The sequence below is a fragment of the Mesorhizobium sp. M2A.F.Ca.ET.043.02.1.1 genome, from assembly GCF_003952405.1.
Classification (GTDB): domain Bacteria; phylum Pseudomonadota; class Alphaproteobacteria; order Rhizobiales; family Rhizobiaceae; genus Mesorhizobium.
The window spans coordinates 3,324,903-3,351,095 of record NZ_CP034445.1; the positions used below are offsets into that span (position 1 = coordinate 3,324,903).

The 26,193-nt window shown below is 64.0% G+C and carries 27 protein-coding genes; 17 read left to right on the top strand and 10 right to left on the bottom strand.

The window, feature by feature from the left end; translation table 11 throughout:
- Nucleotides 1-83: 83 nt before the first annotated feature.
- A complete protein-coding gene (locus EJ068_RS15825; RefSeq protein WP_128314565.1) occupies nucleotides 84-1,118 on the top strand; it encodes a 2-dehydropantoate 2-reductase in 1,035 nt (344 codons plus the stop codon).
- 75 nt (nucleotides 1,119-1,193) lie between these two features.
- Here the strand turns inward: EJ068_RS15825 and EJ068_RS15830 are convergent, their stop codons facing one another.
- From EJ068_RS15830 to dapD, 3 genes are all read right to left on the bottom strand, one after another.
- Nucleotides 1,194-1,895 carry a hypothetical protein gene (locus EJ068_RS15830; protein ID WP_126080164.1) on the bottom strand — a complete coding sequence of 234 codons (702 nt, stop codon included), beginning with the start codon at nucleotides 1,893-1,895 and terminating at the stop codon, nucleotides 1,194-1,196.
- A gap of 7 nt (nucleotides 1,896-1,902) precedes the next feature.
- Nucleotides 1,903-2,274: a DUF805 domain-containing protein gene (locus tag EJ068_RS15835; protein ID WP_189341914.1), complete on the bottom strand. Its 372-nt coding sequence runs from the start codon at nucleotides 2,272-2,274 to the stop codon at nucleotides 1,903-1,905.
- A gap of 126 nt (nucleotides 2,275-2,400) precedes the next feature.
- Entirely contained in the window at nucleotides 2,401-3,255 is an 855-nt protein-coding gene (gene dapD, locus EJ068_RS15840; protein ID WP_127251077.1) for a 2,3,4,5-tetrahydropyridine-2,6-dicarboxylate N-succinyltransferase, read from the bottom strand.
- A 143-nt stretch (nucleotides 3,256-3,398) separates the two neighbouring features.
- Here dapD and EJ068_RS15845 point away from each other — a divergent pair, with 143 nt between their 5' ends.
- Nucleotides 3,399-4,244, top strand: a complete 846-nt coding sequence (locus tag EJ068_RS15845) for an LOG family protein (RefSeq protein WP_126080167.1) — start codon at nucleotides 3,399-3,401, stop codon at nucleotides 4,242-4,244.
- Nucleotides 4,245-4,356: 112 nt separating this feature from the next.
- Here the strand turns inward: EJ068_RS15845 and EJ068_RS15850 are convergent, their stop codons facing one another.
- Together EJ068_RS15850 and EJ068_RS15855 are read right to left on the bottom strand one after the other, a co-directional pair.
- The gene (locus EJ068_RS15850; RefSeq protein WP_245463435.1) at nucleotides 4,357-5,001 is read right to left on the bottom strand and encodes a response regulator transcription factor; all 645 of its coding nucleotides are present in this window, start codon (nucleotides 4,999-5,001) and stop codon (nucleotides 4,357-4,359) included.
- Between the two features lie 361 nt (nucleotides 5,002-5,362).
- A complete protein-coding gene (locus tag EJ068_RS15855; RefSeq protein ID WP_245463461.1) occupies nucleotides 5,363-5,965 on the bottom strand; it encodes a sensor histidine kinase in 603 nt (200 codons plus the stop codon).
- 355 nt (nucleotides 5,966-6,320) lie between these two features.
- Between EJ068_RS15855 and EJ068_RS32640 the strand changes: the two genes are divergently transcribed.
- The 3 genes from EJ068_RS32640 to EJ068_RS32650 all read left to right on the top strand — a co-directional run bounded on the left by EJ068_RS32640 (nucleotide 6,321) and on the right by EJ068_RS32650 (nucleotide 7,890).
- On the top strand, nucleotides 6,321-6,737 hold the full coding sequence (locus tag EJ068_RS32640) for a hypothetical protein (protein ID WP_189341915.1): 417 nt from the start codon (nucleotides 6,321-6,323) through the stop codon (nucleotides 6,735-6,737).
- A 206-nt stretch (nucleotides 6,738-6,943) separates the two neighbouring features.
- Entirely contained in the window at nucleotides 6,944-7,396 is a 453-nt protein-coding gene (locus EJ068_RS32645) for a hypothetical protein (RefSeq protein WP_189342635.1), read from the top strand.
- On the top strand, nucleotides 7,396-7,890 hold the full coding sequence (locus EJ068_RS32650) for a hypothetical protein (protein WP_189342634.1): 495 nt from the start codon (nucleotides 7,396-7,398) through the stop codon (nucleotides 7,888-7,890). The genes EJ068_RS32645 and EJ068_RS32650 overlap by 1 nt, the downstream gene beginning before the upstream one ends.
- A gap of 43 nt (nucleotides 7,891-7,933) precedes the next feature.
- On the opposite strand, the gene EJ068_RS15880 is transcribed toward EJ068_RS32650, so the two are convergent.
- Nucleotides 7,934-8,641, bottom strand: a complete 708-nt coding sequence (locus EJ068_RS15880) for a pyrimidine 5'-nucleotidase (RefSeq protein ID WP_127252743.1) — start codon at nucleotides 8,639-8,641, stop codon at nucleotides 7,934-7,936.
- Between the two features lie 149 nt (nucleotides 8,642-8,790).
- On the opposite strand from EJ068_RS15880, the gene EJ068_RS15885 reads away from it, so the two are divergent.
- From EJ068_RS15885 to EJ068_RS15895, 4 genes are all read left to right on the top strand, one after another.
- On the top strand, nucleotides 8,791-9,552 hold the full coding sequence (locus tag EJ068_RS15885) for a GGDEF domain-containing protein (protein WP_127252742.1): 762 nt from the start codon (nucleotides 8,791-8,793) through the stop codon (nucleotides 9,550-9,552).
- A gap of 275 nt (nucleotides 9,553-9,827) precedes the next feature.
- Nucleotides 9,828-10,001, top strand: a complete 174-nt coding sequence (locus tag EJ068_RS32655) for a hypothetical protein (RefSeq protein WP_189341973.1) — start codon at nucleotides 9,828-9,830, stop codon at nucleotides 9,999-10,001.
- Nucleotides 9,998-11,437, top strand: a complete 1,440-nt coding sequence (locus tag EJ068_RS15890) for a GMC family oxidoreductase (protein ID WP_127252741.1) — start codon at nucleotides 9,998-10,000, stop codon at nucleotides 11,435-11,437. The genes EJ068_RS32655 and EJ068_RS15890 overlap by 4 nt, the downstream gene beginning before the upstream one ends.
- A gap of 151 nt (nucleotides 11,438-11,588) precedes the next feature.
- Entirely contained in the window at nucleotides 11,589-12,011 is a 423-nt protein-coding gene (locus tag EJ068_RS15895; protein ID WP_127252740.1) for a MarR family transcriptional regulator, read from the top strand.
- Nucleotides 12,012-12,146: 135 nt separating this feature from the next.
- Here EJ068_RS15895 and phhA read toward each other — a convergent pair whose 3' ends face one another.
- A complete protein-coding gene (gene phhA / locus EJ068_RS15900; protein WP_126080174.1) occupies nucleotides 12,147-12,980 on the bottom strand; it encodes a phenylalanine 4-monooxygenase in 834 nt (277 codons plus the stop codon).
- A gap of 139 nt (nucleotides 12,981-13,119) precedes the next feature.
- Here phhA and EJ068_RS15905 point away from each other — a divergent pair, with 139 nt between their 5' ends.
- Together EJ068_RS15905 and bchE are read left to right on the top strand one after the other, a co-directional pair.
- Nucleotides 13,120-13,596 carry an Lrp/AsnC family transcriptional regulator gene (locus EJ068_RS15905; RefSeq protein ID WP_126080175.1) on the top strand — a complete coding sequence of 159 codons (477 nt, stop codon included), beginning with the start codon at nucleotides 13,120-13,122 and terminating at the stop codon, nucleotides 13,594-13,596.
- Nucleotides 13,597-13,707: 111 nt separating this feature from the next.
- The gene (gene bchE / locus EJ068_RS15910; RefSeq protein ID WP_128314778.1) at nucleotides 13,708-15,258 is read left to right on the top strand and encodes a magnesium-protoporphyrin IX monomethyl ester anaerobic oxidative cyclase; all 1,551 of its coding nucleotides are present in this window, start codon (nucleotides 13,708-13,710) and stop codon (nucleotides 15,256-15,258) included.
- Between the two features lie 43 nt (nucleotides 15,259-15,301).
- Here the strand turns inward: bchE and argB are convergent, their stop codons facing one another.
- Nucleotides 15,302-16,195 carry an acetylglutamate kinase gene (gene argB, locus EJ068_RS15915; RefSeq protein ID WP_126063404.1) on the bottom strand — a complete coding sequence of 298 codons (894 nt, stop codon included), beginning with the start codon at nucleotides 16,193-16,195 and terminating at the stop codon, nucleotides 15,302-15,304.
- 555 nt (nucleotides 16,196-16,750) lie between these two features.
- Between argB and EJ068_RS15920 the strand changes: the two genes are divergently transcribed.
- From EJ068_RS15920 to msrB, 4 genes are all read left to right on the top strand, one after another.
- Entirely contained in the window at nucleotides 16,751-17,290 is a 540-nt protein-coding gene (locus EJ068_RS15920; RefSeq protein ID WP_127252738.1) for a sigma-70 family RNA polymerase sigma factor, read from the top strand.
- Nucleotides 17,287-18,009, top strand: coding sequence for an anti-sigma factor (locus EJ068_RS15925; protein WP_127252737.1), 723 nt, complete (start codon nucleotides 17,287-17,289; stop codon nucleotides 18,007-18,009). Before EJ068_RS15920 ends, EJ068_RS15925 begins: the two co-directional genes overlap by 4 nt.
- Nucleotides 18,010-18,224: 215 nt before the next feature.
- Nucleotides 18,225-18,779 carry a fasciclin domain-containing protein gene (locus tag EJ068_RS15930; RefSeq protein WP_127252736.1) on the top strand — a complete coding sequence of 185 codons (555 nt, stop codon included), beginning with the start codon at nucleotides 18,225-18,227 and terminating at the stop codon, nucleotides 18,777-18,779.
- 221 nt (nucleotides 18,780-19,000) lie between these two features.
- Nucleotides 19,001-19,504 carry a peptide-methionine (R)-S-oxide reductase MsrB gene (gene msrB / locus EJ068_RS15935; protein ID WP_127252735.1) on the top strand — a complete coding sequence of 168 codons (504 nt, stop codon included), beginning with the start codon at nucleotides 19,001-19,003 and terminating at the stop codon, nucleotides 19,502-19,504.
- Between the two features lie 228 nt (nucleotides 19,505-19,732).
- On the opposite strand, the gene EJ068_RS15940 is transcribed toward msrB, so the two are convergent.
- Nucleotides 19,733-21,316 (bottom strand): DHA2 family efflux MFS transporter permease subunit, encoded by a 1,584-nt coding sequence (locus EJ068_RS15940; protein WP_245463462.1) that lies wholly within the window; start codon nucleotides 21,314-21,316, stop codon nucleotides 19,733-19,735.
- Between the two features lie 148 nt (nucleotides 21,317-21,464).
- Complete coding sequence (locus EJ068_RS15945; RefSeq protein WP_127249996.1) at nucleotides 21,465-22,658, bottom strand: HlyD family secretion protein; 1,194 nt, start codon at nucleotides 22,656-22,658, stop codon at nucleotides 21,465-21,467.
- Between the two features lie 131 nt (nucleotides 22,659-22,789).
- Between EJ068_RS15945 and EJ068_RS15950 the strand changes: the two genes are divergently transcribed.
- Nucleotides 22,790-23,488, top strand: a complete 699-nt coding sequence (locus EJ068_RS15950) for a TetR/AcrR family transcriptional regulator (protein WP_189341983.1) — start codon at nucleotides 22,790-22,792, stop codon at nucleotides 23,486-23,488.
- A 230-nt stretch (nucleotides 23,489-23,718) separates the two neighbouring features.
- Entirely contained in the window at nucleotides 23,719-26,172 is a 2,454-nt protein-coding gene (locus EJ068_RS15955; protein WP_128314815.1) for a DNA translocase FtsK, read from the top strand.
- The last annotated feature ends 21 nt before the right edge of the window (nucleotides 26,173-26,193 follow it).

The window sequence follows — 26,193 nt, forward strand, 5'->3', positions numbered from 1 at the left end:
TGCATGTCGCCCGGACGTTTGCAGCAGTTCTGGGAGAACGACAGGACATCATGGCAAGTCGGGAGCCAAGCGAGGACAAATTCATGGCCAGCGAAACAAGCACCATCGCGATAGCCGGCGCCGGCAGCATCGGCTGCTATGTCGGCGGCTGCCTGGCGCTCGCCGGGCGCAAGGTCGTCTTCCTAGGCCGCGGCCGCGTCGTCGAGGCCATGCGGGAAAGCGGGTTGCGCGTCAGCGATCTTGACGGCCGCGACCGCCGCATCGAAGCGCAGGCGATTTCGGCGACCGTCGATCCGGCGATCGCACTGGCGGACGCCGATGTCATCCTGGTGACGGTGAAGAGCGGCGCGACCGGGGAGATGGCGAAGCTGATCGCCGCCCACGGGCGTCCGGATGCCGTGGTGGTCAGCCTGCAGAACGGCGTCGACAATGCCGACCGGCTGCGTGACGCGCTCCCCGGACGGCGGGTGCTGACCGGCATGGTGATGTTCAACGTCGTGCAGTCGGCGGACGGCGAGCTGCCGTTCCGCATCCATCGCGCCAGCCAGGGCGAGGTAATGATCGACGACGGCGTCGATGGCCTTGCCGAGCTGCTCGATGTCGACGGGCTTGCCGTCGAGGCGCGCGCCGACATGAAGGCGGTGCAGTGGAGCAAATTGCTGATGAACCTCAACAATGCCCTGGTGGCGCTCTCCGACCTGCCGCTGGCAAGCCAACTGGCCGACCGGATCTGGCGCGTGATCCTGGCCGCCCAGATCGACGAGGCGCTCGCCGCGATGAGGGCGGCGGGCATAGCGCCGGCGCGCATCACCGGCCTGCCGCCGGCGCTGCTGCCGAAAGTGCTGCGGCTGCCCGACTGGCTGTTCGGCCTCCTGGCGCGCCGCATGCTGGCGATCGGCCCTCAGGCGCGTTCGTCGATGTGGGACGATCTCAAACGCGGCCGTCCGACCGAGATCGACGAATTGCAGGGCGCGGTCATTCGCCTGGCCAGGCAGGCCGGCATCCCGGCGCCGATGAACGAACGGGTCGCGGCTCTGGTGCGTCAGGCCGAAGCGGAAAAGCGCGGTCCCCCCGGCCTCGGGCCGGACGCGGTCAGCGCAATTCCAGGAAAAGTGTGAGCGGTTTTCCGTCCGGAATTGCGCAAAAACAAACGGATAGAGCGGTTCGCCGTTTCCTTGAAACGGTGAACCGCTCTAGCGGCGGCCTTCGATCAGCGTGATCTTCTGCCAGATCTTGCGCGACAGGTTGGAGCTCAGGTTCTCGATGTCGTTGACCCCGTCGATGACGACATCGTCATTGACCGACTGCGCGAACAGCGCCGCCACCTTGCCGGCGATCGACAGCATCTCCGAGCAATAGTCGAGATAGCGCGCAAGGTCCGCGGCGTTGGTCATGCGGGCGGGCGAGTGCGCGGTCGGCTTGAAATCGGCCGACAGCGCCGCCGGGTCCTTGGTCAGCTGATGCATGTCGATGACATGGATCAGCGAGCGCAGCCCGTGCAACTGGCGGAAGACTTTCTTGCGCTTGATGCGCTCCTCGGTGCGGACCAGCGCCAGCAGCCCGAGCGCGGCCAGGATGACGGTGTTGATCGTCGCTTCGATGCCTTGCATCGACTGTACGGCGTCGTCGGCGCCCGAAATGCGGTCGAGCGGCAGGATCGTGCCGACGAACAGGAACACCGCCACGCCGGCGATGAAGGCCGCGATGATGACGCCGCGCAGCCACCAGATCGGCGTCTCCAGTTCCCTGGCCGCCTTGGCGAGGTCCCGCGACAGCGACACCAGCTCGGCGGCGACGCCGCGCAGGCCGGCATCCGGAAAACGCTCGCCGATCCGCCCCTCCAGCCTTTCGGCCGTCTCGATGATCAGTTGCGGATCGAGCGCGCGGTAGCGCATGACAGCCTCACGAATCGGCCGGCGCGTTGGTGCGCCTGCCGTAACGGTTCGGTCCGGGATCGCTGCGGAAACAGGAGAGGATGATGAGCAGGATGGGACCGATGATGAGCGAGATCAGCGCAAAATAGGTCGGCTTGCCGAAATCGTGGAAGCGCTTTGCCGTCACCGCGAAGGTGGCCCAGGCCGAGATCAAGAGCACGCCCCAGCAGATCATGGCCCAGTTCTGGCTGGCGGTGGTGTTCAACTCCACCCGCGCGAACTGGTAGAACGGGAAAAACTGGACGAGCACCAGCAAAACTCCGGCCAGCGCATAGGCGACCGGGCTCAGCCGCCCCGAAAGGCTGAAGAACAGCCAGAGGAATTGCGATCTTTCAGACAACCGCGTCCGCTCCGTCAAAGCATGTCTCCCGAAGTGGGAACCGGTTTCGGGACAAAGACATGCGCAAGATCAAAACCTAAAGCGCAGGGAGCGAATCTGAAAGATCGCGACGCGCTTTAGGAAGGATCAATCGCGCAGCAATTCGTTGATCGAGGTCTTCGAACGCGTCTTGGCGTCGACGCGCTTGACGATGACGGCGCAGTAGAGGCTCGGGCCCGGCTCGTTGTTCGGGAAATTCTTGCCCGGCATCGAGCCGGCGACCACCACCGAGTTGGGCGGCACCTCACCGTAGAAGACCTCGCCGGTGGCCCGGTCGACGATCTTGGTCGACTGGCCGAGGAACACGCCCATGCCGAGCACCGAGCCTTCGCGCACGATGCAGCCTTCCACCACTTCGGAGCGCGCGCCGATGAAGCAATTGTCCTCGATGATGGTCGGGCCGGCCTGCATCGGCTCCAGCACGCCGCCGATGCCGACGCCGCCGGAAAGATGCACGTTCTTGCCGATCTGGGCGCAGGAGCCGACCGAGGCCCAGGTGTCGACCATGGTGCCCGAATCGACATAGGCCCCGACATTGACGAAAGACGGCATCAGCACGGCGCCCGGCGCGACATAGGCCGAGCGGCGCACGATCGAGGACGGCACGGCGCGGAAGCCGGCCTTCTCGAAATCGACGGCGCTCCAGCCGTCGAACTTGGACGGCACCTTGTCCCACCACACCGCCTGGCCGGGGCCGCCCTTGATGATCTCCATCGGGTTCAGCCGGAAGGAGAGCAGCACCGCCTTCTTCAGCCACTGGTTGACGTGCCACGTGCCGTCGTCCCGCCGCTCGGCGACGCGGGCGACACCGCGGTCGAGCAGGTCGAGCGCGGACTGGATGGCGTCGCGCGTCTCGCCGCGCGTGGCGGTCGAAATCGTGTCGCGCTCCTCGAAGGCCTTCTCGATGGTCGTTTCGAGGCTCGCCAGATCGGGCTTCGACATGATTTCGCTCCATTACCAAGCTGTTAAGGGGCTGAGCCTTAACCTGTTTAAAAGTCGCGCGGACCCTATGTTAAGGCTGAATGAGGGTCAATCGCGCCAGCGTCACGGGACGGCGCAAGTAAGGAATTGGACGGGTGGATTCGATGACTCCCATGGAAAAGGCGGGGTGGACGCCGCTGCCGCATTCGGACGAGGACCTGGAGCGCGCGAAAAGCGTGCCGGATACCCCGCAGACACGTGCCGAAACCTACCGGCTGGCCTGGAACGATCCGGACTTCATGACGCGGCGCGAATTGCGCGCCGTGCGGCTGCAGCTGGAGCTCCTGAAGCCGGAAATGATCCTGGCCGAACGCGGCATCCGCTCGACCGTGATCCTGTTCGGCGGCGCCCGCCTGCCCGAGCCCGGCGGCGAAGCCTGGGCGGCGAAGAACGAGACGCAGAAGAAGAACCTCGAGGCGAACAGCAAATATTACGAGGAAGCGCGCAAGTTCGCCCGTCTGTGCTCGCAGCAATCGGCCACCTCCTATTATCGTGAATATGTCGTCGTCACCGGCGGCGGCCCTGGCGTCATGGAGGCAGGCAACCGCGGCGCCGACGATGTCGGCGCGCCGTCGATCGGCTTGAACATCGTGCTGCCGCACGAGCAGGCGCCCAACGCCTATGTCACGCCGGAGCTCTGCTTCAACTTCCACTACTTCGCCATCCGCAAGATGCATTTCGTCATGCGCGCCAAGGCGGTCGCCGTGTTCCCGGGCGGCTTCGGTACGATGGACGAGTTCTTCGAGACGCTGACCCTGATCCAGACCGGGCGCATGGAGCGCGTGCCGGTGATCCTGTTCGGCAAGGCCTTCTGGCGAAGGGTGATCGACCTCGATTTCCTCGCCGAGCAGGGCACCATCTCGCCCGGCGATCAGGATATCATCGATTTCGTCGACACCGCCGAGGAAGCGTGGGAAATCATCCGGCGCTTCTACAAGTTGGGCGAGTAGGAACTGATGAATTGAAGAACTGAAGAATTGAAGAATTGAAGAACGACTCGGACTCCCTTTTTCCTCAATTCCTCAGTTCCTCTACTCCGGGATGCATCCCGGCCATGCCGGCTCACACCGGCAACTCGGCCAGCCAGCCATTCGAGTGCGCGAAGCGCACAATGGCCGCCCGCGAGCGGAGCTCGAGCTTCTCGGACGCCCTTGTGCGATAGGTTTCGATCGTCTTGATGCTGAGGTTGAGTCGGGACGAGATTTCCTTGTTGCTGTAGCCGAGCGCCACCAGCTGGATCACCGACCGCTCCCGTTGGCTGAGATTGCCCGGATCGCCCTGCGGGGCGCTGCGCGGGCTCAATATGCGCGCCGCGAGTGCGGGATCGACATAATTGTCACCGGCCAGCACGCATCGGATGGCCTGCAGCAGGTCCGTCGCGGTCGAGCGCTTGACCACGAAGCCGCGGCCACCCGCCGCAAGCACCTGGCGCAGGCAGCCGGGGTCCTCATGCGCTGTCAATGCTATGCAGCTGACCTCGGGAAAGCGCTCGCCGAGCCTTTCGATCAGCACGACCCCGCTGTCGCCGGGAAGCGATATATCGACCACGGCGATATCGGGCAGCGTCTTGCCGATCCCTTCAAGGGCATCCTCGGCATTCCCGGCCAGGCCGACGACCGTCAGATCGTCCTGGCTGTTGATCATCGCCCCGACCCCCGACAGCATGATCGGGTGGTCGTCGACCAGAAATATCCGCCTGCAGCGCACCTTTAACCTCCATCAGTCGTGAAGAGCCCTTCCTCCGGAAGAGGCCTCTTGTCCTTGATGGTCTAGGCAACAGCCCCGCATGGCGCGGGACGCCCGTCTGTATCGGCAAGCCCTGAGGCGGCCGTAGCGGGTAAAGCTATCCCCCCGCCTAACCCATGCGGCGCGGATTGTAAGCCGCAGCTAATGTCCGGGATGTGCGGCGCTTCACGTAGACGAGTTTAGGAAAGGAACGTCGCGTTGTGCTGTCCGAACCCGTGCAAAACCAGACACTTGGCAAAACGCGACGAACAGGCCCGAAGCCGAAGCGACCATTTCCCCATCCATCAGACTGTCCTTGGAAGGCGCAGTCCTCCCCCACTATTCAATGTGCCAACGGCACATCCGCATAAACGGTAGTTCCTTTCATCGTGGCGCTTTCGACCGTCAGTTCACCGCCGACCAGCGCCAGTCGCTCCCGCATTCCGGCAAGTCCCAGGTGGCCCGGACCGGGGTCGGCGCGGCCGTCAAAGCCGCGGCCATCATCCTCGATTGTCAGGCGCATTCGATCGTCCTGAATATGGGCCGTCACGCTTACCCGGCTTGGCTGGGCATGCTTGCCGATATTGGTAAGCGCCTCCTGCGCGACACGATAAAGCGTGAGCGCGGTCTCTGCGGGCAGCGGGTTCGAAAGGGCGTCGAGATCCATCTCGCATGGAATGCCGAGCTGGCTGCAAAGCATTGTCGCCAGATCCTCGACCGAAGCGCGCAGGCCGAGACGATCGAGGTCGGCGGGCCGCAGGTTCCAGGCAGCGTCATGCACCTTGGCGCTGAGCCGATCGATAAGCATCGCGGCGCGCTCAAGACGGCCGTCCATCTCTTGCGTGCCGGCACGGACGTTGTGCAACTCCAGCGCGACGCTGGCCAGCATCTGGCCGAGGTCGTCATGCAGCTCCCGCGACAGGCGCAGGCGCTGCTCTTCCTGCACGGCGATCAAGCGCCGCGCAAGCCTACGGCGCAGGGCCCTATCGTCCTTGCCTGTAGTCATACCCGCCCACATCAACCTTTCTCTTCCCATTGCCGTCGCGAGGGTCGCAAGCCATCCGCGGGTCGGCGAGAAAAGGCATGAATGTCCGAGCAGTATACACCCGCCAGATGCCTTTATGCCTGTCAGTTTTTTCCTGATTGCTTCAACTTTTCCTGACATGGGGATCAGCAGAAAAACCGACAACCTCCGCTGATCAGCCCGAATGTATCGCAACTATTTCTGCGTGCATCCTTCAAGCGTCCTCCCGGTCATCTTGAACTGCCCGGGAAGCTCAACGCAAACGAAGGAGAACGTCATGAGAAAGATCATCCTGGCCGCGGCCGTATTGTCGGCTCTGACCGGTACGGCATCCGCGCTTTCGATCGGCAGCGGCAATGGCAACGGCAATGGCAATGTCGGCGTCGGCAACGGCAACGGCAATGGCAACGCCAATACCGGCGCCTACAACGGCAACTTCAACGGCAATGGCAACTTCGGCTTCGGCAACGGCAACGGCAACGGCAATGCGAATATGGGCGCCTTCAACGGCAACTATAACGGCAACCTGAATGCCGGCGTCGCGAACGGCAATGGCAACGGCAACGGCAATTTCGGCCTCGGCAACGGCAACGTGAACGGCAACGGGAACTGGGGCTTCGGAAACGGCAATGCCAACGGCAACGGCAACTGGGGCGCCGGCAACGGCAACGGAAACGGCAACGCCAACCGCTAGCGCTGGTCCAACCGACAGCGTCGCCAAACTTCAGTTTGGAAAGACGCTGACGTCTCTGGGACCGCCGAGCCACGCGCCCGTCCCCCGCGCAAGGCTATCGCGACATGTCGCCGGCGGTCCCAGTCCTTTTCGACGAACGATCCTTTTCGAAACCGGGGCCATTTCGAAAGCCCAATTTCAAGCTTAGCTATGGAAGGAGCTCGCAGATGAAACGCTACGTCATACCGGCGCTATGCCTGGGGTTGTTGAGCGCAACCGCAGCGAAGGCCGACACAGCGACGGGCAGCCAGGCCTTCGGCAAGTCGGCCGTCCAGGCGGCGGTCGGCAAATACGGCCAGGCTATCGGCTCGAACGTCAGGAGCATGGATCCGCTCGGCAACTTCGGCGGTAATCTCGGCTACAAGAACAGCGGCACCGGCAATGTCGGCGCCTTCAACAGCGGTACCGGCAATGTCGGCGCGTTCAACGGCAACAACAACACCTCGGCGACGAGCGGCAACGGCAACATCGGCTCCTTCAACGGCAACGGCAACACCGGCGAATATGACGGCAACAGCAACATCGGCGCCGGCAATGGCAACTTCAACGGCGGGTCGTTCAACGGCAACGGCAATGCCGGCGCCTTCAACGGCAACTTCAACGGTCGGGGGAATCGCTGATGACCGGCCTGAAATCATCCCGGCCCGCCCGGCCCCGCGAGCGCCGGGTGGCGGCGAAGCTGCTTGATGGCAACGGCCTCGCGCTCGGCACCCTGCTTGCCGCGTTGCTGGCCTCCGATGCCTCGACGTTGGTCAGGATTGCCGATCTTCCAATCGGCGCCGGTGTCGCCAACGGCCTTGGCAATACCGGAAATTTCAATGGCCTTGGCAGCACCGGAAATTTTAACGGCAATGGGAATACCGGCAACTTCAACGGCAACGGCAACAGCGGCAATTTCAACGGCAACGGCAATGCCGGGAGCTTCAGCGGCAATTTCAATGGCGGCAGCTTCAACGGCAACGCCAATTGCGGCAACGGCCACGGCAACGGCTACGCGTCCGACGGCAACGGCAACGGCACGGGAGCAGCCGGCAATCCGGACCTCTGCGGGTTCTTGAAGGAGCTGAACGGCCGGCTGGGACTAGCGCCCGGCACGATTCCGGATTTCGACTAGAGGGCATCGTCCGTACGGGCGACGTACGGCTATCCGGAGTTGCTCAGGCTACCACGTCGACTATCGTGGTCAGGAAGCCGGCGAGGTCGTCGGTGACGAAATCGACGTCGTCATCATTCGCCGGGTCGCGTTCCCAGATCTCCGAGAAGGTCGGTTCGAAATTGCGCGGCACCACCAGCACGGTCGTCATGCCGAGCGATTTCGGCACGGCCAGATTGCGCGCCAGGTCCTCGAACATCACCGCATTGTGCCCGGTCACCGAGTGCAATTCGGCGAAGCGTTCATAAGTCTGGCGCTCCGGCTTGGGGTTCAGCCCCGCCGCGACGATGTCGAAGATGGCGTCGAAATGCTCCAATATGCCGAGCTGGCGCGCGGTGCGCTCGGCATGCCTGCGGTCGCCATTGGTGAAGATGAATTTGCGTCCGGGAAGCTGGCGGATCGCCGCGCCCAGCACCGGATCCGGCACCAGCCTCGAATAGTCGATATCGTGTACCTTCTCGAGAAAATCGTCGGGATCGATGCCGTGCCGCTTCATCAGCCCGTTCAGCGTCGTGCCATATTCCAGGTAGAGTTCCTTCTGCAGCTTGCGCGCGTCGTCGCGCGAAAGCGTCAGCAGCTCGCCGACATAGGCGGTCATCTTCACATCGATCTGCGCGAACAGGTTCGAGTGATGCGGATAAAGCGTGTTGTCGAGGTCGAACACCCAGTCCGTGACATGGGCAAAGCGGGAGGGATCGGGTGTCATTGTCATGGTTTCTTATGGCATGCCGGCGCTGAAGTTATCCACAACTTATGCGCGTCACGAAGTGTGAAAATGGCGTCTCGCTTCAAATTTTAAAAGTTCCGGAAAGGTCGCCTTCAGCGCTTGCTGGCACAGAGGCTATCCCTTGGGAGCAAGTGATGAGCCGCATATTTCTAAAGGCCGCTACCGTAGCATTCGCTTCGGTCGCCGTCTCGCTGTTGTTGACGCTGATTGTGGTTCCGGCAATCGGCTTCCCGATGAGCCGCACGATCTGGCTGGCATCGACGCTATGCCCGCTCGTGCTCGCCTGGGCCGCCAGCGCGGGCAGCTTCTGGCACAGCGACCGGTTGCAGAACGCGCATCGCGAACTTGCCCGCGCCCACGCGCAACTCGCCGCGGCGCACAGGCGCCTCTCCGAAAAGGCAAGCCGCGACGACATGACCGGCATGCTCAATCGCGAAACCTTCTTTGCCGCGCTCGATGGGTCGCGGCGCAAGAGCGATCGTGGCGCGCTGCTCATCATCGACGCCGATCACTTCAAGAGGATCAATGACAGCTACGGTCATCTGACGGGGGACGAAGCGCTGCTTCTGATCGCCGGCGCCATCGAGCGTGGTGTGCGCAACGGCGACGTGCTCGGCCGCATCGGCGGCGAGGAGTTCGCGGCTTTCCTGATCGGCGCCGGCGAGCGTGAGGCCAAGCATGTCGCCGAACGCATCCGCCGCGAGGTCGAGCTGATCCGTTTCCGCCCTAGCGACGGGCGCACCGTGCCGCTCACGGTCTCGATCGGCGGCATAAGCTGCGGCGAAGGTGCAACCGTTTCCGATTTGATGCGCGCGGCCGACCGCAGGCTCTACGAGGCGAAGAACCGCGGCCGCAACCTTACGATACTCGACCGCGAGCTTCCCGAAGCGGCTTGAAACATCGCGGCGGGCGTCATGCATGTCGCCCAAAAGTGCGAAGCAGTTTTGGGGCACGACATGCATCGAAACAAAACTCCTAAAGCGCGGCGCCTGAACCGCTCCAGTGCGCCGCGCTTTAGGAAAACCCTAACCATGTCCATATTCAACCGCGCTAAACTTCTGGGTGTAACGCCGTCTTCACCCCGGTTTGGCACGAAATTGGCCTCCTCGGCGGCATGTGTGCCGTTCAGGAACGGCATGCGTGGATCGAGCCCCCTATCGAGAGACGTGTCATGAGCAGGTTCATAAGAAAAATGTCGCGCCGCGCGCTCGTGCAGGCGTTGATCGCGTTGCCGGCACTGTCGCTGTTCCGCAACCAGCCGGCCCCTGCCAATCCTGACGAGATCGACCGCGACGAAATCGTCGAGATCAACGGATGGATCCTGCGGCGGAGCGACCTCGGATGATCTTCGACAGCTACGAAGCCTATAAGCAGGCCGGCTTCAAACCCAAGGCCTGCATCCTCGGCTCCGGGCCAGCCGGCACCACGATCGCCAGGAAGCTGGGCGCCGCCGGCATCCCGGTCGTTGTCCTGGAGGCGGGCTCGCGCGAGTTCAGCGACGAGTCGCAGGATTTCTACCGCGGCAAGACGGTTGGCGATTTCTACTTCGACCTCGACATCACCAGGCTGCGTTTCATGGGCGGCTCGTCCAATCACTGGGCCGGCTGGTGCCGCGTGCTCGATAGCCAAGACTTCGAGCCCAAGGCCTGGGCGCCGGACACTGGCTGGCCGATCAGCCGCGCCGACATTGAGCCCTATCTTGGCGAGGTCCACGACATCCTCGAGCTTCCCGACTTCCGGCCCGACGTGCCGGTTTCGGAGGACATATGCTGGGTGCAATTGATCAAGAGTCCTGCGGTTCGCTTCGGCGAGAAATTCGCCGACGAGCTCGACCGGAGCAAAAACATCGCCGTCGTGCTCAACACCTATGCGACCGAGCTTACCGGCGATGGCAAGCGCGTCACCGGCGCGAAGCTGTGGTCGAACGGCCAGGTCGCCGGCGCCTTCTCGGCGGACTATTTCGTCACCTGCACCGGCGGGCTGGAGAATTCGCGGCTGCTATTGTGGTCGAATGAGCGTTCGAATGGCGGCGTGGTGCCCAACGCGGCGGCGCTCGGCCGCTACTGGATGGAGCATCCGACCTTCGAGGGCGGCAACGCCATCCTCGCCAGCTATTCGGAGTTCGAGGTCGATGCCTCGAACGAAGCCTTCTTCTCGCCGACGCTTGCCGCGATGGAGCGGCTGCAGATCATGAATTTCGGCATCCGCCTGATCGAGAGCCCCTATCCCAATGTCAAGAAGCTGATCGCCGACCTCGCCTGCACCGCGCCGAACATGGCGGAGTGGATGTCGTCTCAGCTCGACCAGCGGCTGCGCTGCGCCGCCCAGCTCTACGTCGCCTGGGAGCAGGCGCCGCTCGCTTCGAACCAGGTCGAGCTGTCGAAGACCGATGTCGACCACGCCGGCGTGCCGCGCATCGAACTGCACTGGAAGAAGTCGCCGCTCGAGCGCCGCACCCTGCTCGAGGGGCTGAAGCTCTTCGGCACGACGCTGGCGCAGAAGAATCTCGGCCGCGTCCGCATCGACGACTGGATCAGCAACGGCGGCGATTACCCGACCAACGAGGAGACCGCCGGCCACCATCATATGGGCGGGACCCGCATGGGCACCGATGTCTTCAAGAGCGTCGTCGACGCCAATTGCAAGGTGCACGGCATGGACAATCTCTATGTCGGCGGCTCCTCGGTGTTCTGCACGTCGGGCCAGTGCAACCCGACGACGACCATCACCGCGCTCGCCTGCCGCCTGGGCGAGCACCTCGGCAAGCTGATCGCCGTCTGATCTCCGAAACGCCGGCGGCGCCGGCGCCTGGTGTGGCAACCGGCGCCGCCTGGGCGCTTTTGGCGAAATTGCGACCGCGTTCAAAGGCCGTAGACGGCAATGCGCACCAGCACGGCCGCGGCGGCCAGCGCCACCAGCCGGCGTTGCCGTCATGCGCTGGCAGGACGCCACCCAGGCTTATGACGAGGCGGTGGGCGCGCGGCTGGGCCTGATCGCGGCCGAGCGGCATTGTCTGGGCCTGCTCTATGCTGGACCGCAATCGGCGGGCGCCGTGGCGGCGGCGACCGGACTGACGCCGGCCGCCGTCACTGCATTGATCGACCGGCTGGAGGCGCGCGGCTACGTCACCCGGGCCCGCAGCCTCGAGGACAGGCGCAAGGTGGTGATCGAGGCGACCGAGCTGACCAGGGAATTGTCGGAGCGCTATTACGGCACGATCGCGCGGGAGGGGGAGAAGTTGGTGGCGAGCTTCAGCGATGCGGAGCTCGCGACCGTGCTGCGCTTCATCAATGCCGCGCTGGACCTGCAGAGCGAGCAGTTGGCCAGGATCAAGGCCGAGCCCAATAAGGCTTAGACATCCGCAAGACAAAGCGGCTCAGCTGCCTCTCGGCAACTGAACCGCCCTGAATGTCGGTTGGGCGAAAACCGACCTCAGAACAATTCCAGGAAAAGCGCTGCCCAGTTTTCCGTCCGGAGTTGCGTAAAAAGCTCAGACCATCGACGGGTCGAGCGCCGGCCGGCCTTTGAACCGCGCCACGATGCCGGCAAGGTCTCCATTAGCGAAGGCATCGCGCAGCGCATCGAAGGACGGCAGCACGAAATAGGCGCGCTGAAACTTGTCGATCTCGTAGCCGGTGCGCATCACCGTCTCGAGGTCGAACCGCACATGGTGGGCGTCCTTGCTCTCGACCGCGAATTGCAGCTCGGTGAAGGACGACATCAAGCCGGCGCCGAACGCCTTCACGGGCTGGCCGGGTTCCTGGATGAGGCCGTATTCGGCGCTGTACCAGTAAAGCCTGGTGATCATCTCGTCGCCGCCGAGCGCGATCATGTCCTCCGCCTTCTCACCATACATCTGCATGAAATCGGCAAACACCGGCTGGGTCAGGATCGGCACATGGCCGAAGAAATCGTGGAACATGTCCGGTTCGACGATATAGTCGAGCTCCTTCTTCGTCCGCAGCCAGTTGGTGACCGGGAAGCGCCGGTTGGCGAGATGGTCGAAGAAGGGGCCGGCCGGAATGAGGCCGGGCACAGCGACGATCTCCCAACCGGTCAGCTTGCTGAGCTTTTCGCTCACCGCGTCGAAATCGGGAATCCTGTCGAGCAGCCCGAGCGCGGCGACGCCGTCCAGATAGGAACGGTGCGCGAGCTTCTGGGTAAGCTTCGTCTGGCGGTCGCACAGCGTGCGCCACACCGCCTGTTCCTCGGCGGAGTAGTCGTAGCCTTGCGCCACCGTGAAATCGCCGCGGCAGACCGAATAGTCGCCGCGAAGGCCCTGCGCCGCGCATTCGGCGGCGTAATCGGCAACGCTGATCGTCATCGTTTCCTCCTCTCAGATCGTGATCCGTGGATCGTGAAGCGGAGTTTAGAGGCGGCTGATGAGGCAAATCCGCCTTGTTTGTAGCTTGCCGGAGGATTTTGAGGTAAAATCACTCCAATCAACGAGAGATCGAGAAGTCATGCCTCAATTCGACGAATTTGAGATAAGGATGCTCGACATCCTGCAGCGCGACGGCCGCAAGCCCGTGTCGGAGCTGGCGCAGGAGATCGGACTGTCGACAACGCCTTGCGCGCGCCGCTTCGAGGCGTTGCAGGAAACCGGCATCATCAAGGGCTTTGCCGCCGTGCTCAGCCGCCGCGCCGTCGGCCTGACCGTCGAGGTGTTCATCCAGGTGCGGCTGGTCAGCCACAGCGACGGCTCACCTGAGAGCTTCATCGCGGCTGTGCAGCGTATGGACGAGGTGTCGTCCTGCTGGACGATGACCGGCGACCACGATTTCCTGCTGCATGTCATGGTGCCGTCGGTGGACGATTTGAACGCCTTCGTCATGCACCGGCTGATGCGGTTGCCCGGTGTGCGCGACGTCCACACCCAACTGGTGCTGCAGAACATCAAGGGCCCTGGCCACGTGCCGCTCAGCCATCTGCGGAAATGACCGTTCACCGGGGCGAATTTCTCCGGAAAAGCTGCGGGGAAACTGCTGAACCGCGCCAAGGTGGCTTCGGCATCGGCAATTAGCACAAGCGGACCAACATGGAGGTCCGCCTTGAACATCGTGCTGATCAACCCGCCGCATACCGCAATCGGCAGCCGCGTGCCCGACGACCATCTGCCGCCGCTCGGGCTGCTGGCGATCGGCGGCCCGCTGATCGATTCCGGCCACCAGGTTCGCCTCGTCGATGCCGAGTTTGGGCCGATGTCGCTTGCGGTGCTGGTCGATGATGCTCTTTGTGGCGATCCGGATCTCATCCTGATCGGCCATTCCGGCTCGACCTCGGCGCATCCGACCGCCTTGAAGATTGCCGAAATGATCAAGGCGCGCGCTCCGGGCGTCATCGTCATCTATGGCGGCGTGTTTCCGACCTATCACTGGCGCGACATCCTGACCGCGACCGATGTCTTCGACTTCATCGTGCGCGGCGAGGGCGAGGCGACCGCGACGGCGCTGGTCGAGGCAATCGAGATGCGCCAGCCGGTGGGAAGTGTCGCCGGCATCGCCTATCGCGACGATCTCGGCCGCCCGGTCGCGACGCAGGCGGCAATGACCATTGCCGACCTCGATGCCTGGCGCGTCGGCTGGGAGCTGATCGATCATCGCCGCTATTCCTATTGGGGCGGCAAGCGCGCGGTGGTCATGCAGTTCTCGCGCGGTTGCCCGCATCTGTGCAACTATTGCGGCCAGCGCGGCTTCTGGACCCGCTGGCGCCATCGCGACCCGGTCAAATTCGCCAGGGAGATCGCCTGGCTGCATCGCGAGCACGGCGTCGAGCTGGTGAATCTGGCGGATGAGAATCCGACCTCCTCGAAGAAGGCCTGGCGCGCCTTTTTGCACGCCATGATCGCCGAGAACGTGCCGGTGCTGATCGTCGGCTCGACCCGCGCCGACGACATCGTGCGCGACGCCGATATCCTGCACCTTTACCGCAAGGCCGGTGTCATCCGCTGGCTGCTCGGCATGGAAAACACCGACGAGGCGACGCTGTCGTTGATCCGCAAGGGAGGCAGCACCAAGTCCGATCGCGAAGCGATCCGGCTGCTTCGCCGGCACGGGATATTGTCGATGGCGACCTGGGTCGCCGGCTTCGAGGACGAGACGCTTAGCGATCTGTGGCGCGGCTTCCGCCAGCTCATCGCCTATGATCCCGACCAGATCCAGGCGCTCTATGTCACGCCGCATCGCTGGACGCCATTCTTCCGCGTCGCTGCCGATCGCAAGGTGATCCAGAAGGACGTGCGCCTCTGGGATTACAAGCATCAGGTGCTGGCGATGACCCGGCTGAAACCGTGGATGCTGTTCTTCGCCGTCAAGCTCATCGAGGTCGCCGTGCAGTCACGGCCGAAGGCGCTGGCGCGCATCCTCTTCCACCCCGATCCGGAGCAGCGGCATTCGATGCGCTGGTACACCAAGATGGGCCGCCGCGTCTGGTTCCGCGAGGTGTGGGGTTTTCTCGCCCGTGATCGCCGGGTCACGGACGGCCCGACGCTCGCCGAATTCTGGGGCGCGCCGCAGGACGCCGAGGAGGAATCGATGATCGTCCGGCGTCCGGTGAGAAAGCCGGCCGCAATTATCGAAGACCAGAGAAGATTAGCTGGCTAAAGGCAAGTTCACCGTTTGCAGAAACAACGAACTCGCGCGCTCTTTACGGAACGATCAGCGTGCCGGCGCCGTGCTCGGTGAAGAGCTCCAGCAGCACCGAATGCGGCGTCTTGCCGTTGAGGATGACGACGCCCTCGACGCCGCGCTCGATCGCCTCGATGCAGGTCTCGACCTTCGGGATCATGCCGCCCGACACCGTGCCGTCCTTGATCAGCGCCTTGGCTTCGGCGACCGTCAGCTCGTCGATCAGCTTCTTGTTCTTGTCGAGCACGCCCGGCACGTCGGTGAGGAACAAGAGGCGCGAGGCGCGGCAGGCGCCGGCGATGGCGCCTGCAAACGTGTCGGCATTGATGTTGTAGGTGTGGCCGTCGCGGCCGGGCGCCACCGGCGCCAGCACCGGGATCATCTCCGAGCGGGCAAGCAGATCGAGCAGCGTGCGGTCGACCTCGACCGGCTCGCCGACGAAGCCGAGATCCAGCACCCGCTCGATGTTGGAGTCGGGGTCGATCATGGTCTTGCGCGCCTTTTCGGCGAACACCATGTTGCCGTCCTTGCCGCAAAGCCCGATCGCCCACTCGCCCTCGGCGTTGATCAGCGCCACGATCTCCTTGTTGATCGAACCCGCCAGCACCATCTCGACGATCTCGACCGTCTTCTGGTCGGTGACGCGCAAGCCCCCCTCGAACTTGGATTCGATGCCCATCTTGGTCAGCATCGCGCCGATCTGCGGCCCGCCGCCATGCACGACGATCGGGTTGACGCCGGACTGTTTCAAGAGCGCGATGTCGCGGGCGAACGCCTTCCCGAGCTCATGGTCTCCCATGGCATGGCCGCCATATTTCACCACCACCGTCTTGTTCTCATAGCGCTGCATGTAAGGCAGCGCGCGCGAGAGCAGCGCGGCCTGCATTTCGGCGTTGGCGGCGACGTCCGTCATCGGTATCGATCCCAGCTGAGCATGTCTCCCGAAAGTGGGTGCCGGTTTCGGGAGACATGCTTGAAATCAGAGTTAAGCTTGATTGGCGGCCTCTTAGCGGGAATTGCCGCAGGCCGCAAACGGCTTTGCGGTCACAATAACGAAATCTGCCAATTCCCCGGCACAGGGATTTTGACCGTTCGGCCATCTCTGCGTTGGCAGGCGGCATGCGGTTGAGATTGGCCGAAACGCCTAACCCGGTCGTCATCCACGGGCGGAGCAAGGAGCGAAGCGACGCGCGCAGACCCGAGGATCCATGCCGCGACATGCGGGCATCGCAACGGTGCAGAATTTTGCTCCGCTGCACCCTTCGATCAGGGTCACGGAATGGATTCCAGTGTCTCCGGGACGGCGCTGCGCGGCTACTCCGCCCTGAAATAACGAGGTTGGAAGGTTTCAGCCGATCTCCAGCTAGCGACGCCCGATTCGTGAGATGCGTCGAGCCGGCCCGCGCCTGCTGGTGCGCACCGCTTCCGCGCCCGTTGCAATTAGATTGCAATCTTCTAATTTGCCGGCATGGCGCCGCAGGACATCAGCAAGCTGATCGTCCGGACTTCGATGAAGGACCGGGCCGCGTTCGATCTGCTCTACAAGCAGACGAGCGCGAAACTTTTCGGTGTCTGCCTGCGTATCTTGAGGGACAGGGGAGAGGCGGAAGAAGCGCTGCAGGAGGTCTTCGTCAAGATATGGACGAAGGCGGACCGCTTCGCGGTTTCCGATCTGAGCCCGATTTCCTGGCTGGTGGCCATCGCGCGCAACCATGCGATCGATCGCATCCGGGCGCGGCGCAGTCCTTCCGCCAATATCGACGCAGCTCTCGACGTCGCCGATCCGACGCCGGGACCCGAGGCGATGGCCGTGGCGGGAGGCGAGGCCGAACGCATCCACCATTGCCTCGACGAACTTGAACAAGACCGGGCGGCGGCCGTCCGGGGCGCCTATTTGAGCGGCGAAAGCTATGCCGAGCTGGCGGAGCGCTTCAAGGTTCCGCTGAACACGATGCGGACCTGGCTGCGGCGAAGCCTGCTCAGACTGAGGGAATGCCTGGAGAGATGACGCTGGCGGAAGACAACGGATCGGGACGTGGAGGCGACGACCTGCTCGCCGCCGAATACGTTCTCGGCGTTCTGCCGACCGACGAACGGCAGATCGCGTCCCGTCGCATCGACACCGAGACGGCGTTCGCCCGGCTGGTCGATGCCTGGGAGGTCCACTTCGCGCCACTGGCCGCCGCCTATGCTGCAGTCGAGCCGCCGGCTTCCGTCAAGGTAGCGATCGACCGGCGCCTCTTCACGTCATCCGCCTCCACGTCCGGTGCGCCGAGTGGCCGCCTGTGGACCAGCCTGGCCTTCTGGCGCGGCCTCGCCGCCGCGGCCATTGCCGCCCTCGCTGTCTATGCCGTCCTGCCTTACGTCAATCCGCCGGTTCAGCCGCCCGGGACCAGGCTGGTCGCGTCTCTGTCCGCCGACAACAGCAACGTCAAATACCTTGCCGTCTATGATGCCGCCCGTCATGAGGTCGGCCTGTCGCTGGTCTCCGGCGATCGCGGCGCCGGCAAGGACTTCGAGCTGTGGATGATCGAAGGCAAGAACGCGCCGGTCTCGATGGGCGTCATCCCGGCCGGCCAGACTGCGCGCATGGCCGTAGCACCGGCTGTCCAGCAGAAGCTCGCGCAAGGCGCCGTGCTCGCCGTCAGCCTCGAGCCTTCGGGCGGTTCGCCGACCGGCCAGCCGACCGGTCCCGTTGTCGCCGCGGGCGACCTGAAGGGCATCTGACCGCCACTTCGGCATAATCACGCCGATAAAGAACAGCCGACGTCAATCTTCTTCATGCCGAAGGCGGGGAAAGTCTGCTGCCGTCATGAGCGGCGCGCATGAAATAAATCGCACGAAGAAAAAATCTTGCAACGGCCGTGAAACTAGATTTTCGGCGCACCCGTATCTCTTCGCGTTCCCAAGGATGGGAAAAACAACCCGAGGAGACTGACACAATGCGTAAACTCGCCACCCTTTTGCTCGCCTCTACGCTCGGCCTTTCCGCGCTCGGCGCCATTGCTTATGCCAACCCGATGGTCGGCGGCGCGCCGATGTATGCCAAGAAGAACATCATCGAGAACGCTGTCAATTCGAAGGACCACACCACGCTGGTCGCCGCGGTTAAGGCCGCCGGCCTCGTCGACACGCTGCAGGGCGCCGGTCCGTTCACTGTCTTCGCGCCGACCAACGAAGCCTTCGCGGCACTGCCCGCCGGCACGGTCGATACGCTGCTCAAGCCCGAGAACAAGGACAAACTGACCAAGGTGCTGACCTGCCATGTCGTCGCCGCCAAGGCGCTGGCGGCAGATGTCGCCAAGATGGCGAAGGCCGATGGCGGCGCCCACCAGGTCAAGACGGTCGGCGGCTGCGAGCTGACGCTGAAGGCGGAGAAGGGCAAGGTCACCGTCACGGACGAGAACGGCAACGTCGCCCACGTCACCATTGCCGATGTCCGCCAGTCGAACGGCGTCATTCATGTCATCGACAAGGTTCTGTTGCCCAAGATGTAACAAAGCGGGCCGAAGATGTAACAAAGCGGACCTGGCCGGCGAAGACATGGCTGAGCGCCGGCCGCGACACCCAAGATCCGCGCCGCCGGCAAGGGTGTGCTCCGCGCCGTCCCGCAAGGGCGGCGCGGAGCTGCATGCTCAACAATAACGGATGGGGCGTCACCGGCTTTTGATTTCCGGGCCGGGCTCTATCTTGGCAAAATGCGTCAGGAGAAACGGCCATGAACCGTCGCGATTTTCTCTGGAGCGGGGCTGCCGCCACAGCTCTCATCGTCGGATCCGCAGCGATGCTGCGCGCCGGGGGACCGAAGCCCGCTCTCGCCGCCGAGACCTTCGAGGTCACCAAGACCGACGCGGAATGGCATGCCATCCTTTCCGACGCCGCCTTCGACGTGCTGCGCAAGCAGGGCACGGAATATCCCGGCACCAGCCCGCTGCTCAACGAGCACCGCAAGGGCATCTTCGCCTGCGCCGGCTGTGACCTGCCGGTCTATTCGTCGGAGACGAAATTCGATTCCGGCACCGGCTGGCCGAGCTTCTGGCAGGAGATCGCCAACGCCATCGGCAAGACCGAGGACCGGTCGCTCGGCATGACGCGCACCGAGGTGCATTGCCGGCGCTGCGGCGGCCATCTCGGCCATGTCTTCGACGACGGCCCGCCGCCCACCGGCCTGCGTCACTGCATCAACGGCGTGGCGCTAAGCTTCAAGCCGGCCGCTGCCTGAGGTGTGTTGATATTCAGGTGAGGCCGGCCTGCAAATGGCGGTTTCCTGCGCTTCCGGTGCTCACGTACTTTAAGTACGCTCCGCTCCGGTTCTCGGAACCCACCATTTTCGGCTCAGCCTGACCTGAATCTCAACCCACCTTAGCTCTTTCCAAAAAGAATGACCCCGGAAATCGTCGCCGATTTCCGGGGTCACGTGTTGAGGAGACCAGGCGGGGGTTCCGGCTCCTCAATGGCCTCCGCCGCCACCGCCGCCCTGCTGGGCCGGCTTGTTGATGAACAGCACGAAGAATCCGAGCGAGGCGAACAGCACGGTCAGCATCATGAACACGTCCATGAAGGACAAAAGCGCCGCCTGCTGCTGCACCATGCCCGACAGTTTTGAGATCGCCGCGCTACCTGCGTCGAGGCCGGCGGTCTGCTGGAAGTTCAGCGTCATGTTCTGCAGCTTGGTCTGTGCGGCCTCGCTGCCCCACTGCACATGCTCGGCAAGCCGCGCATAGTGGAAGGCGTTGCGGTCGATCAGCACCGTGTTGATCAGCGCAAGGCCGACGGCGCCGCCGAGATTGCGGGTCAGGTTGAACAGGCCCGACGCATTCTTCAGCCGTTCCGGCGGCAAGGTGCCGAGCGCGATGTTGTTGATCGGCACCATGCACAGCATCATCGAGCAGCCGCGCAGGATCTGCGGGATCAAGAGCTCATAGAAATCCCAGTCGGCGGTGAGATGCGTCATCCACCATGTGCCGGTGGCGAAGCCGACGAAGCCGATCATCATCATCAGCCTGAGATCGATCTTGTTCGACAGGATGCCGGCGACCGGCGCGGTGAAGAACATCGCCAGGCCGCTGACGAACAGCGCCTCGCCGATCATCATCGAATCGTAGCCGCGGATGCGTCCCAGGAACACCGGATAGAGATAGGTGAGCCCGTAAAGGCCGATGCCGACGACGAAGGAGAACAGCGAGCCGAAGGCGAAGTTGATGTTGCTGAACGCCCTCAAATCGACGATCGGCTCCTCGGCGGTGAAGACGCGCCAGAAGAAGATGACGCCGCCTATGGTCATGATGATGGCGCAGGCAAACACGGCCGGCTCCTGCAGCCAGTCATGGTTCGGGCCTTCCTCCAGCACATATTCCATGCAGCCGAGGAAGGCGGCCATGCCGGCCAGGCCCCACCAGTCGAACTTGGAGAACAGTTTCAGGTTGGGCTTGTCAAAATCGATCAGCGCCCAGGCGGCAGTCGCCACCAGAATGCCGGGCACGACATTGATCAGGAACAGCCAGTGCCAGGACATGGCATGGCTGATATAGCCGCCCACCGTCGGGCCGATCGTCGGCGCCAGCGTCGCCACCAGGCCGATCATCGGCGAGACGACGGCGCGCTTGGAAGGCGGGAAGATGGTGAAGGCGGCCGCGAAGACGCTCGGGATCATGCCGCCGCCGATGAAACCCTGGATGGCGCGGTAGACGATCATCTGGTCGATGTTGGTGGCGGTGGCGGCCAAAGCGCTGGCCGCGGTGAAGCCGGCGGCCGCCGTGGTGAACAGCACGCGCGTCGACAGCATGCGGCTGAGGAAGCCCGACAGCGGGATCATCACCACCTCGGCGATCAGATAGGCGGTCTGCACCCACGGGATCTCGTCGGAGCTGGCGCTGAGGCCCGCCTGGATTTCCGACAGCGAGGCCGAGACGATCTGGATGTCGAGGATCGCCATGAACATGCCGAACACCATCGCCAGGAAGGCGATGACGCGGCGCACAGGCATATGGTCCGCGGGCAGGGCCGGCGCGGCGGCCGCCGGACGTGCGGGCATTGCTCCTGCGGTGATGGTTGCGGTTGCCATGTCATGGCCTCCTTGGGCAATTCTCGAAGACAAGCGCGTGGCGCTCCGGAATTGCGTCGAAACGGATAAAGCAGGCTGGGCGGCTCGGCGCTCGATTGGCCACCGAACCGCCCCCCAATCAGTTGGTCGTCGAGGCCGGCGCGGTGCGGCTGTCGACCGCGACGACGACGCTGAGGCCCGCGCGCAGCTTGCCGGTCTTCAAGACGTCGGCCGGCACGTCGATGCGCACAGGCACGCGCTGCACCACCTTGGTGAAGTTGCCGGTGGCGTTTTCCGGCGGCAGCAACGAGAACACCGCGCCAGAAGCCGGAGCCAGCGAGGAGACCGTGCCTTCGAAGCTCTGGCCGTCGATCGCGTCGACGGTGATGCGGACCTTCTCGCCGGGCACCATGCGGCCGAGCTGCGTCTCCTTGAAGTTGCCGACGATGTAGAGCTTGTCCATCGGCACGACGACGGCGAGCTTCTGGCCGGGGCTGACGAGGTCGCCCTGCTCGACCGAGCGGTTGCCGACGACGCCGTCATAGGGCGCCTTCAGCACGGTGAAGGAGAGGTCACGCTGGGCCTTGTCGCGGGTGAGCTGCAGCGAGGCGAGCGTCGAGGCCGATTCCGCGCGCTGGGCTTCCAGGACGCCGATATTGGCCTGCGCCGCGGCGATCTGCGCATCGGCGCCGACAAGCGCCGCCTTGGCCTGGTCGAGCGCTGTCTGGGCGTCGTCGAGCTGCGCCTGCGTGCCGACATGGGTCTTGAGCAGTTGCGCGGCGCGGTCCTGGGCGCGCGCCGCATTGTCGGCCGCAGCTTGGTCGGCGACCTTCTGCGCCTGAGCCTGCGACAGCGAGGCCTGGGCTGCCTTGGTCTGCGCGTCGATGCGGTCGAGCGTCTTCGCCAGCGTGGCGATCTGCGCTTCGGCCTGGGCGACGGCTATTCTGTAGTCGCCATTGTCGATGACGAACAGCGGATCGCCGGCCTTGACCTGCTGGTTCTCGCTCACCAGCACCTTGTCGATATAACCGGATATTTTCGGCGATACGAACGACATGTCGGCCTGGACATAGGCGTCGTCGGTGGAGATCATGAACCGGCCGTCGGTCCAGTAGTTATAGCCATAGTAGGAACCGGCGCCGAGCAGGGCGAGGCCGATGACCGGCAAAAGGAAAGAGCGCACCGAACGCTTCTTCTTGGCGGGTGCTTCAGCCGCGGGCGCGGCAACCGGAGCGGCGGGCTGGACAGGGATTTCCGGAGCCTCGGTCGACGGTTGGACCTTGGCGTTGGGAAACGTGCGGACTTCGGCGGTGGCGGGCGCGTTGGAGGACATGGGTATCTCTCTGGATGTCAGTCATACTGAACCGTTCGGTTCGAATTGGTGATTGACATAGCGCGGAAAGAGGACCATATCAAGAGGAAATCGAACCGAGTGGTTCGAAATATTTTCAAGGAATGACTTCCATGGTCGACACGACAGCCGATAGCGATCTGCTCGACTTACGCAAGGGCCGTCCGGCAGCCGGGCAGGACCCGGTCAAGCGCGCCCAGATCATCGAAGGCGCCCGCCGCGTCTTCATAGACAAAGGCTTCGAGGCCGCCTCGATGAACGACATCACGCGCGAGGCCGGCGTCTCCAAGGGCACGATCTACGTCTATTTCGAAAACAAGGAAGAGCTGTTCGAGGCTCTCATTGAGGAAGAACGCGGCACCATCTTCAAGAACTTGTATGAGGTGCTCGATCATTTCGAGGACTTGCGCAAGACGCTGGTGAAGTTCGGCATGGCGCTTTCGATCAAGATCACTTCGGCCAAGGTCATCCAGGCCCAGCGCACCGTCGTCGGCGCCGCCGACCGGATTCCCGAGCTTGGCGCGCGTTTCTACGAGCGCGGCCCGAAGCGGGGCCATGACAAGGTCATGGCCTTCCTCAACGAAGCCGTCGCACGCGGCCTGATGCAGATCGACGATGTCGACCTTGCCGCCTATCAGTTCACCGAGCTTTGCCTCGCCGGCCTGTTCCGCCAGTGCATCTTCTCCTATCGCACCAAGGCGCCGAGCCAGGCGGAGATCGAGCACATCGTGAAATCCGGCGTCGACGTCTTCCTCAAGGCCTACGGCACGGAAAAATTCCTCGCCGAGGAACGGGCTTCCGCATCGGCCTGATCGTCGCGGCCCGCGAAGTCCGTTGCGGATAGCGCAAGCCTTGAGAATTCGCGCCCGCGACTTGAAAATTCGCCGTATCGCGGCTGACCTCACGTGCCGTGAAGACCTGTCTGCCGATCTTTTTCAAACGCCGATCGGCATCCTCTGCGGGCGCTTTCGGAAGGACCTGTTAACCATCGCTTTCTATGTCTCGGGAGACGTTCAATCGGCGAGTCTCGAGTATGACATCCATGCGCTTTCCCCGTGCCAATCTCTCCGGCGATTCCGCCCATCAAGGCGACAACGATCACCGCGCGGACGGGCGCCGTGGCGGGGTCTCGCAGCCCCAGGCGCAAGCGGGGCAGGTCGTAGCGTTGCGCGTCGCGCCGGCAGGCGAATCGGAAGCGGCTCGCGCCGCGTCGCTCGATTCAGCCGATGGCGGGGAGTTCGGCCGCCCGGCCTGGCAGGATTACTTCTTCCTTGCGCCCAATGTGCGGTTCACCCGCACACCGGACACCGATCTCGCCAAGCGCGCCACCCCACAGGCTGAAGAGGCCGCGCAGAACAAGGCGCCCGTCCGCGAACCCGTCCGGCCCGCGCCGCCGGCCCCGGCGGCAACCAATTCAGTTCGGACGATTCCTGTGGCGCGAGCCGCAGCGCCGGCGCAAGCCAAACCGGTCATCGCGCCTTCCGCCGCCACGCCCGTCGCTCCCGCTGTGCCGCCTCAGCCCACCGCCGCTCCGGCACAAAAGCCGCGTCCGAGCGGATTGCGCTGGTCCTATCTTTCCGATCACGCCTTCTTCGAATTCGGCATGCCCTTCCTCGCCGAGCGCCTGGCGCGGGCACGCCTGAATGAAGCGGGCCAGACCCCCGCGGCGCCGGCGTCGGCACCCGTCAGGCCGATGCCGGCGCCGGCGGCGCAACCGATGCCGCCCCGCGCCACCTTCATGGGCGAGGCGACATCGTTCTACCGGGTCATCGAGTGGCGCTCCAACGCGGCGGATATAAGCCCTGCTCCGGCGCAGGCACCTTCCCCAGTGGCTGCCCAGCCGGCACCTGCCGAGACCATGCCGGTTGCCGCGCCGGCAAGCGCAAGGACGGCAAGGCAGGCACCCTCCTTGCCCATGGCCGGCGAGGTCGTGCCGTTGTCGGCTTCAGTCGGCTACGAGCTTCCCTCCGAGGAACTCCTGCAAATGCCGCCGGAAGGCCAGGGCTTCTACATGTCGCAGGAGCGGATGGAGCAGAATGCCGATCTGCTTGAGAGCGTGCTGGAGGATTTCGGCGTCAAGGGCGAGATCATCCATGTCCGCCCCGGTCCGGTCGTCACGCTTTACGAGTTCGAGCCGGCGCCGGGCGTGAAATCCAGCCGCGTCATTGGCCTCGCCGACGACATCGCCCGTTCGATGTCGGCGATCTCGGCGCGCGTCGCCGTGGTGCCGGGCCGCAATGTCATCGGCATCGAATTGCCCAACGAGACGCGCGAGACGGTCTATTTCCGCGAGCTGATCGGATCGGCCGGTTTCCGCAACACCTCCTGCAAGCTGGCGCTCGGCCTCGGCAAGACGATCGGCGGCGAACCGGTCATCGCCGAGCTCGCCAAGATGCCGCATCTGCTGGTGGCCGGCACCACCGGCTCGGGTAAGTCGGTCGCCATCAACACCATGATCCTGTCGCTGCTCTACCGGATGAAGCCGGAGGAATGCCGCCTCATCATGGTCGACCCCAAGATGCTCGAGCTCTCCGTCTATGACGGCATCCCGCATCTGCTGACGCCGGTCGTGACGGACCCCAAGAAGGCGGTCACGGCGCTCAAATGGGCGGTGCGCGAGATGGAGGACCGCTATCGCAAGATGGCGCGCCTCGGCGTGCGCAACATCGACGGCTACAACCAGCGTGCGGCAAGCGCCCGCGACAAGGGCGAGGTCGTGACCATGCAGGTACAGGCGGGCTTCGAGAAGGGCACCGGCGAGCCGCTGTTCGAGGAACGCGTGATCGACCTCGCGTCGATGCCCTACATCGTCATCATCGTCGACGAGATGGCCGACCTGATGATGGTGGCCGGCAAGGAGATCGAAGGCGCCATCCAGCGCCTGGCGCAGATGGCGCGCGCCGCCGGCATCCATCTGATCATGGCGACGCAACGCCCCTCGGTCGACGTCATCACCGGCACCATCAAGGCCAATTTCCCCACCCGCATCTCCTTCCAGGTGACCTCCAAGATCGACAGCCGCACGATCCTGGGCGAGCAGGGCGCGGAGCAGCTGCTCGGCCAGGGCGACATGCTGCACATGGCCGGCGGCGGCCGCATCTCGCGCGTGCACGGCCCCTTCGTCTCCGATCTCGAGGTCGAGCATGTCGTGGCGCATCTGAAAGCGCAGGGACGTCCCGAATATCTCGACACCGTCACCGCCGACGAGGAGGAGGCTGAAGAGGCGGCCGATACCGGCCCGGTCTTCGACAAAAGCTCGATCGCCGAGGAGGATGGCGACGCGCTCTTTGAGGAAGCGGTCAAGGTGGTCAAGCGCGACAAGAAATGCTCGACCTCCTACATCCAGCGCCGCCTCGGCGTCGGCTACAACCGCGCCGCCTCGCTGGTCGAGCGCATGGAGAAGGAGGGCCTTGTCGGCGCCCCCAACCATGTCGGCAAGCGCGAGATCCTCACCGGCCGCCGCGATCGCGAGCCGGAACGCGAAGAGACGGATTAACCCTGGCTGATCGGCCTCAGG

Excerpts from the sequence above, each read along its gene's own strand:
- EJ068_RS15825 (WP_128314565.1), top strand. The coding sequence starts at position 84 with ATGGCCAGCGAAACAAGCACCATCGCGATAGCCGGCGCCGGCAGCATC.
- EJ068_RS15830 (WP_126080164.1), bottom strand. The coding sequence starts at position 1,895 with ATGCGCTACCGCGCGCTCGATCCGCAACTGATCATCGAGACGGCCGAA.
- dapD (WP_127251077.1), bottom strand. The coding sequence starts at position 3,255 with ATGTCGAAGCCCGATCTGGCGAGCCTCGAAACGACCATCGAGAAGGCC.
- EJ068_RS15845 (WP_126080167.1), top strand. The coding sequence starts at position 3,399 with ATGACTCCCATGGAAAAGGCGGGGTGGACGCCGCTGCCGCATTCGGAC.
- EJ068_RS32640 (WP_189341915.1), top strand. The coding sequence starts at position 6,321 with ATGAGAAAGATCATCCTGGCCGCGGCCGTATTGTCGGCTCTGACCGGT.
- EJ068_RS32645 (WP_189342635.1), top strand. The coding sequence starts at position 6,944 with ATGAAACGCTACGTCATACCGGCGCTATGCCTGGGGTTGTTGAGCGCA.
- EJ068_RS32650 (WP_189342634.1), top strand. The coding sequence starts at position 7,396 with ATGACCGGCCTGAAATCATCCCGGCCCGCCCGGCCCCGCGAGCGCCGG.
- EJ068_RS15880 (WP_127252743.1), bottom strand. The coding sequence starts at position 8,641 with ATGACAATGACACCCGATCCCTCCCGCTTTGCCCATGTCACGGACTGG.
- EJ068_RS15885 (WP_127252742.1), top strand. The coding sequence starts at position 8,791 with ATGAGCCGCATATTTCTAAAGGCCGCTACCGTAGCATTCGCTTCGGTC.
- EJ068_RS32655 (WP_189341973.1), top strand. The coding sequence starts at position 9,828 with ATGAGCAGGTTCATAAGAAAAATGTCGCGCCGCGCGCTCGTGCAGGCG.
- EJ068_RS15890 (WP_127252741.1), top strand. The coding sequence starts at position 9,998 with ATGATCTTCGACAGCTACGAAGCCTATAAGCAGGCCGGCTTCAAACCC.
- EJ068_RS15895 (WP_127252740.1), top strand. The coding sequence starts at position 11,589 with ATGCGCTGGCAGGACGCCACCCAGGCTTATGACGAGGCGGTGGGCGCG.
- phhA (WP_126080174.1), bottom strand. The coding sequence starts at position 12,980 with ATGACGATCAGCGTTGCCGATTACGCCGCCGAATGCGCGGCGCAGGGC.
- EJ068_RS15905 (WP_126080175.1), top strand. The coding sequence starts at position 13,120 with ATGCCTCAATTCGACGAATTTGAGATAAGGATGCTCGACATCCTGCAG.
- argB (WP_126063404.1), bottom strand. The coding sequence starts at position 16,195 with ATGACGGACGTCGCCGCCAACGCCGAAATGCAGGCCGCGCTGCTCTCG.
- EJ068_RS15920 (WP_127252738.1), top strand. The coding sequence starts at position 16,751 with ATGGCGCCGCAGGACATCAGCAAGCTGATCGTCCGGACTTCGATGAAG.
- EJ068_RS15925 (WP_127252737.1), top strand. The coding sequence starts at position 17,287 with ATGACGCTGGCGGAAGACAACGGATCGGGACGTGGAGGCGACGACCTG.
- EJ068_RS15930 (WP_127252736.1), top strand. The coding sequence starts at position 18,225 with ATGCGTAAACTCGCCACCCTTTTGCTCGCCTCTACGCTCGGCCTTTCC.
- msrB (WP_127252735.1), top strand. The coding sequence starts at position 19,001 with ATGAACCGTCGCGATTTTCTCTGGAGCGGGGCTGCCGCCACAGCTCTC.
- EJ068_RS15940 (WP_245463462.1), bottom strand. The coding sequence starts at position 21,316 with ATGCCCGCACGTCCGGCGGCCGCCGCGCCGGCCCTGCCCGCGGACCAT.
- EJ068_RS15945 (WP_127249996.1), bottom strand. The coding sequence starts at position 22,658 with ATGTCCTCCAACGCGCCCGCCACCGCCGAAGTCCGCACGTTTCCCAAC.
- EJ068_RS15950 (WP_189341983.1), top strand. The coding sequence starts at position 22,790 with ATGGTCGACACGACAGCCGATAGCGATCTGCTCGACTTACGCAAGGGC.
- EJ068_RS15955 (WP_128314815.1), top strand. The coding sequence starts at position 23,719 with ATGCGCTTTCCCCGTGCCAATCTCTCCGGCGATTCCGCCCATCAAGGC.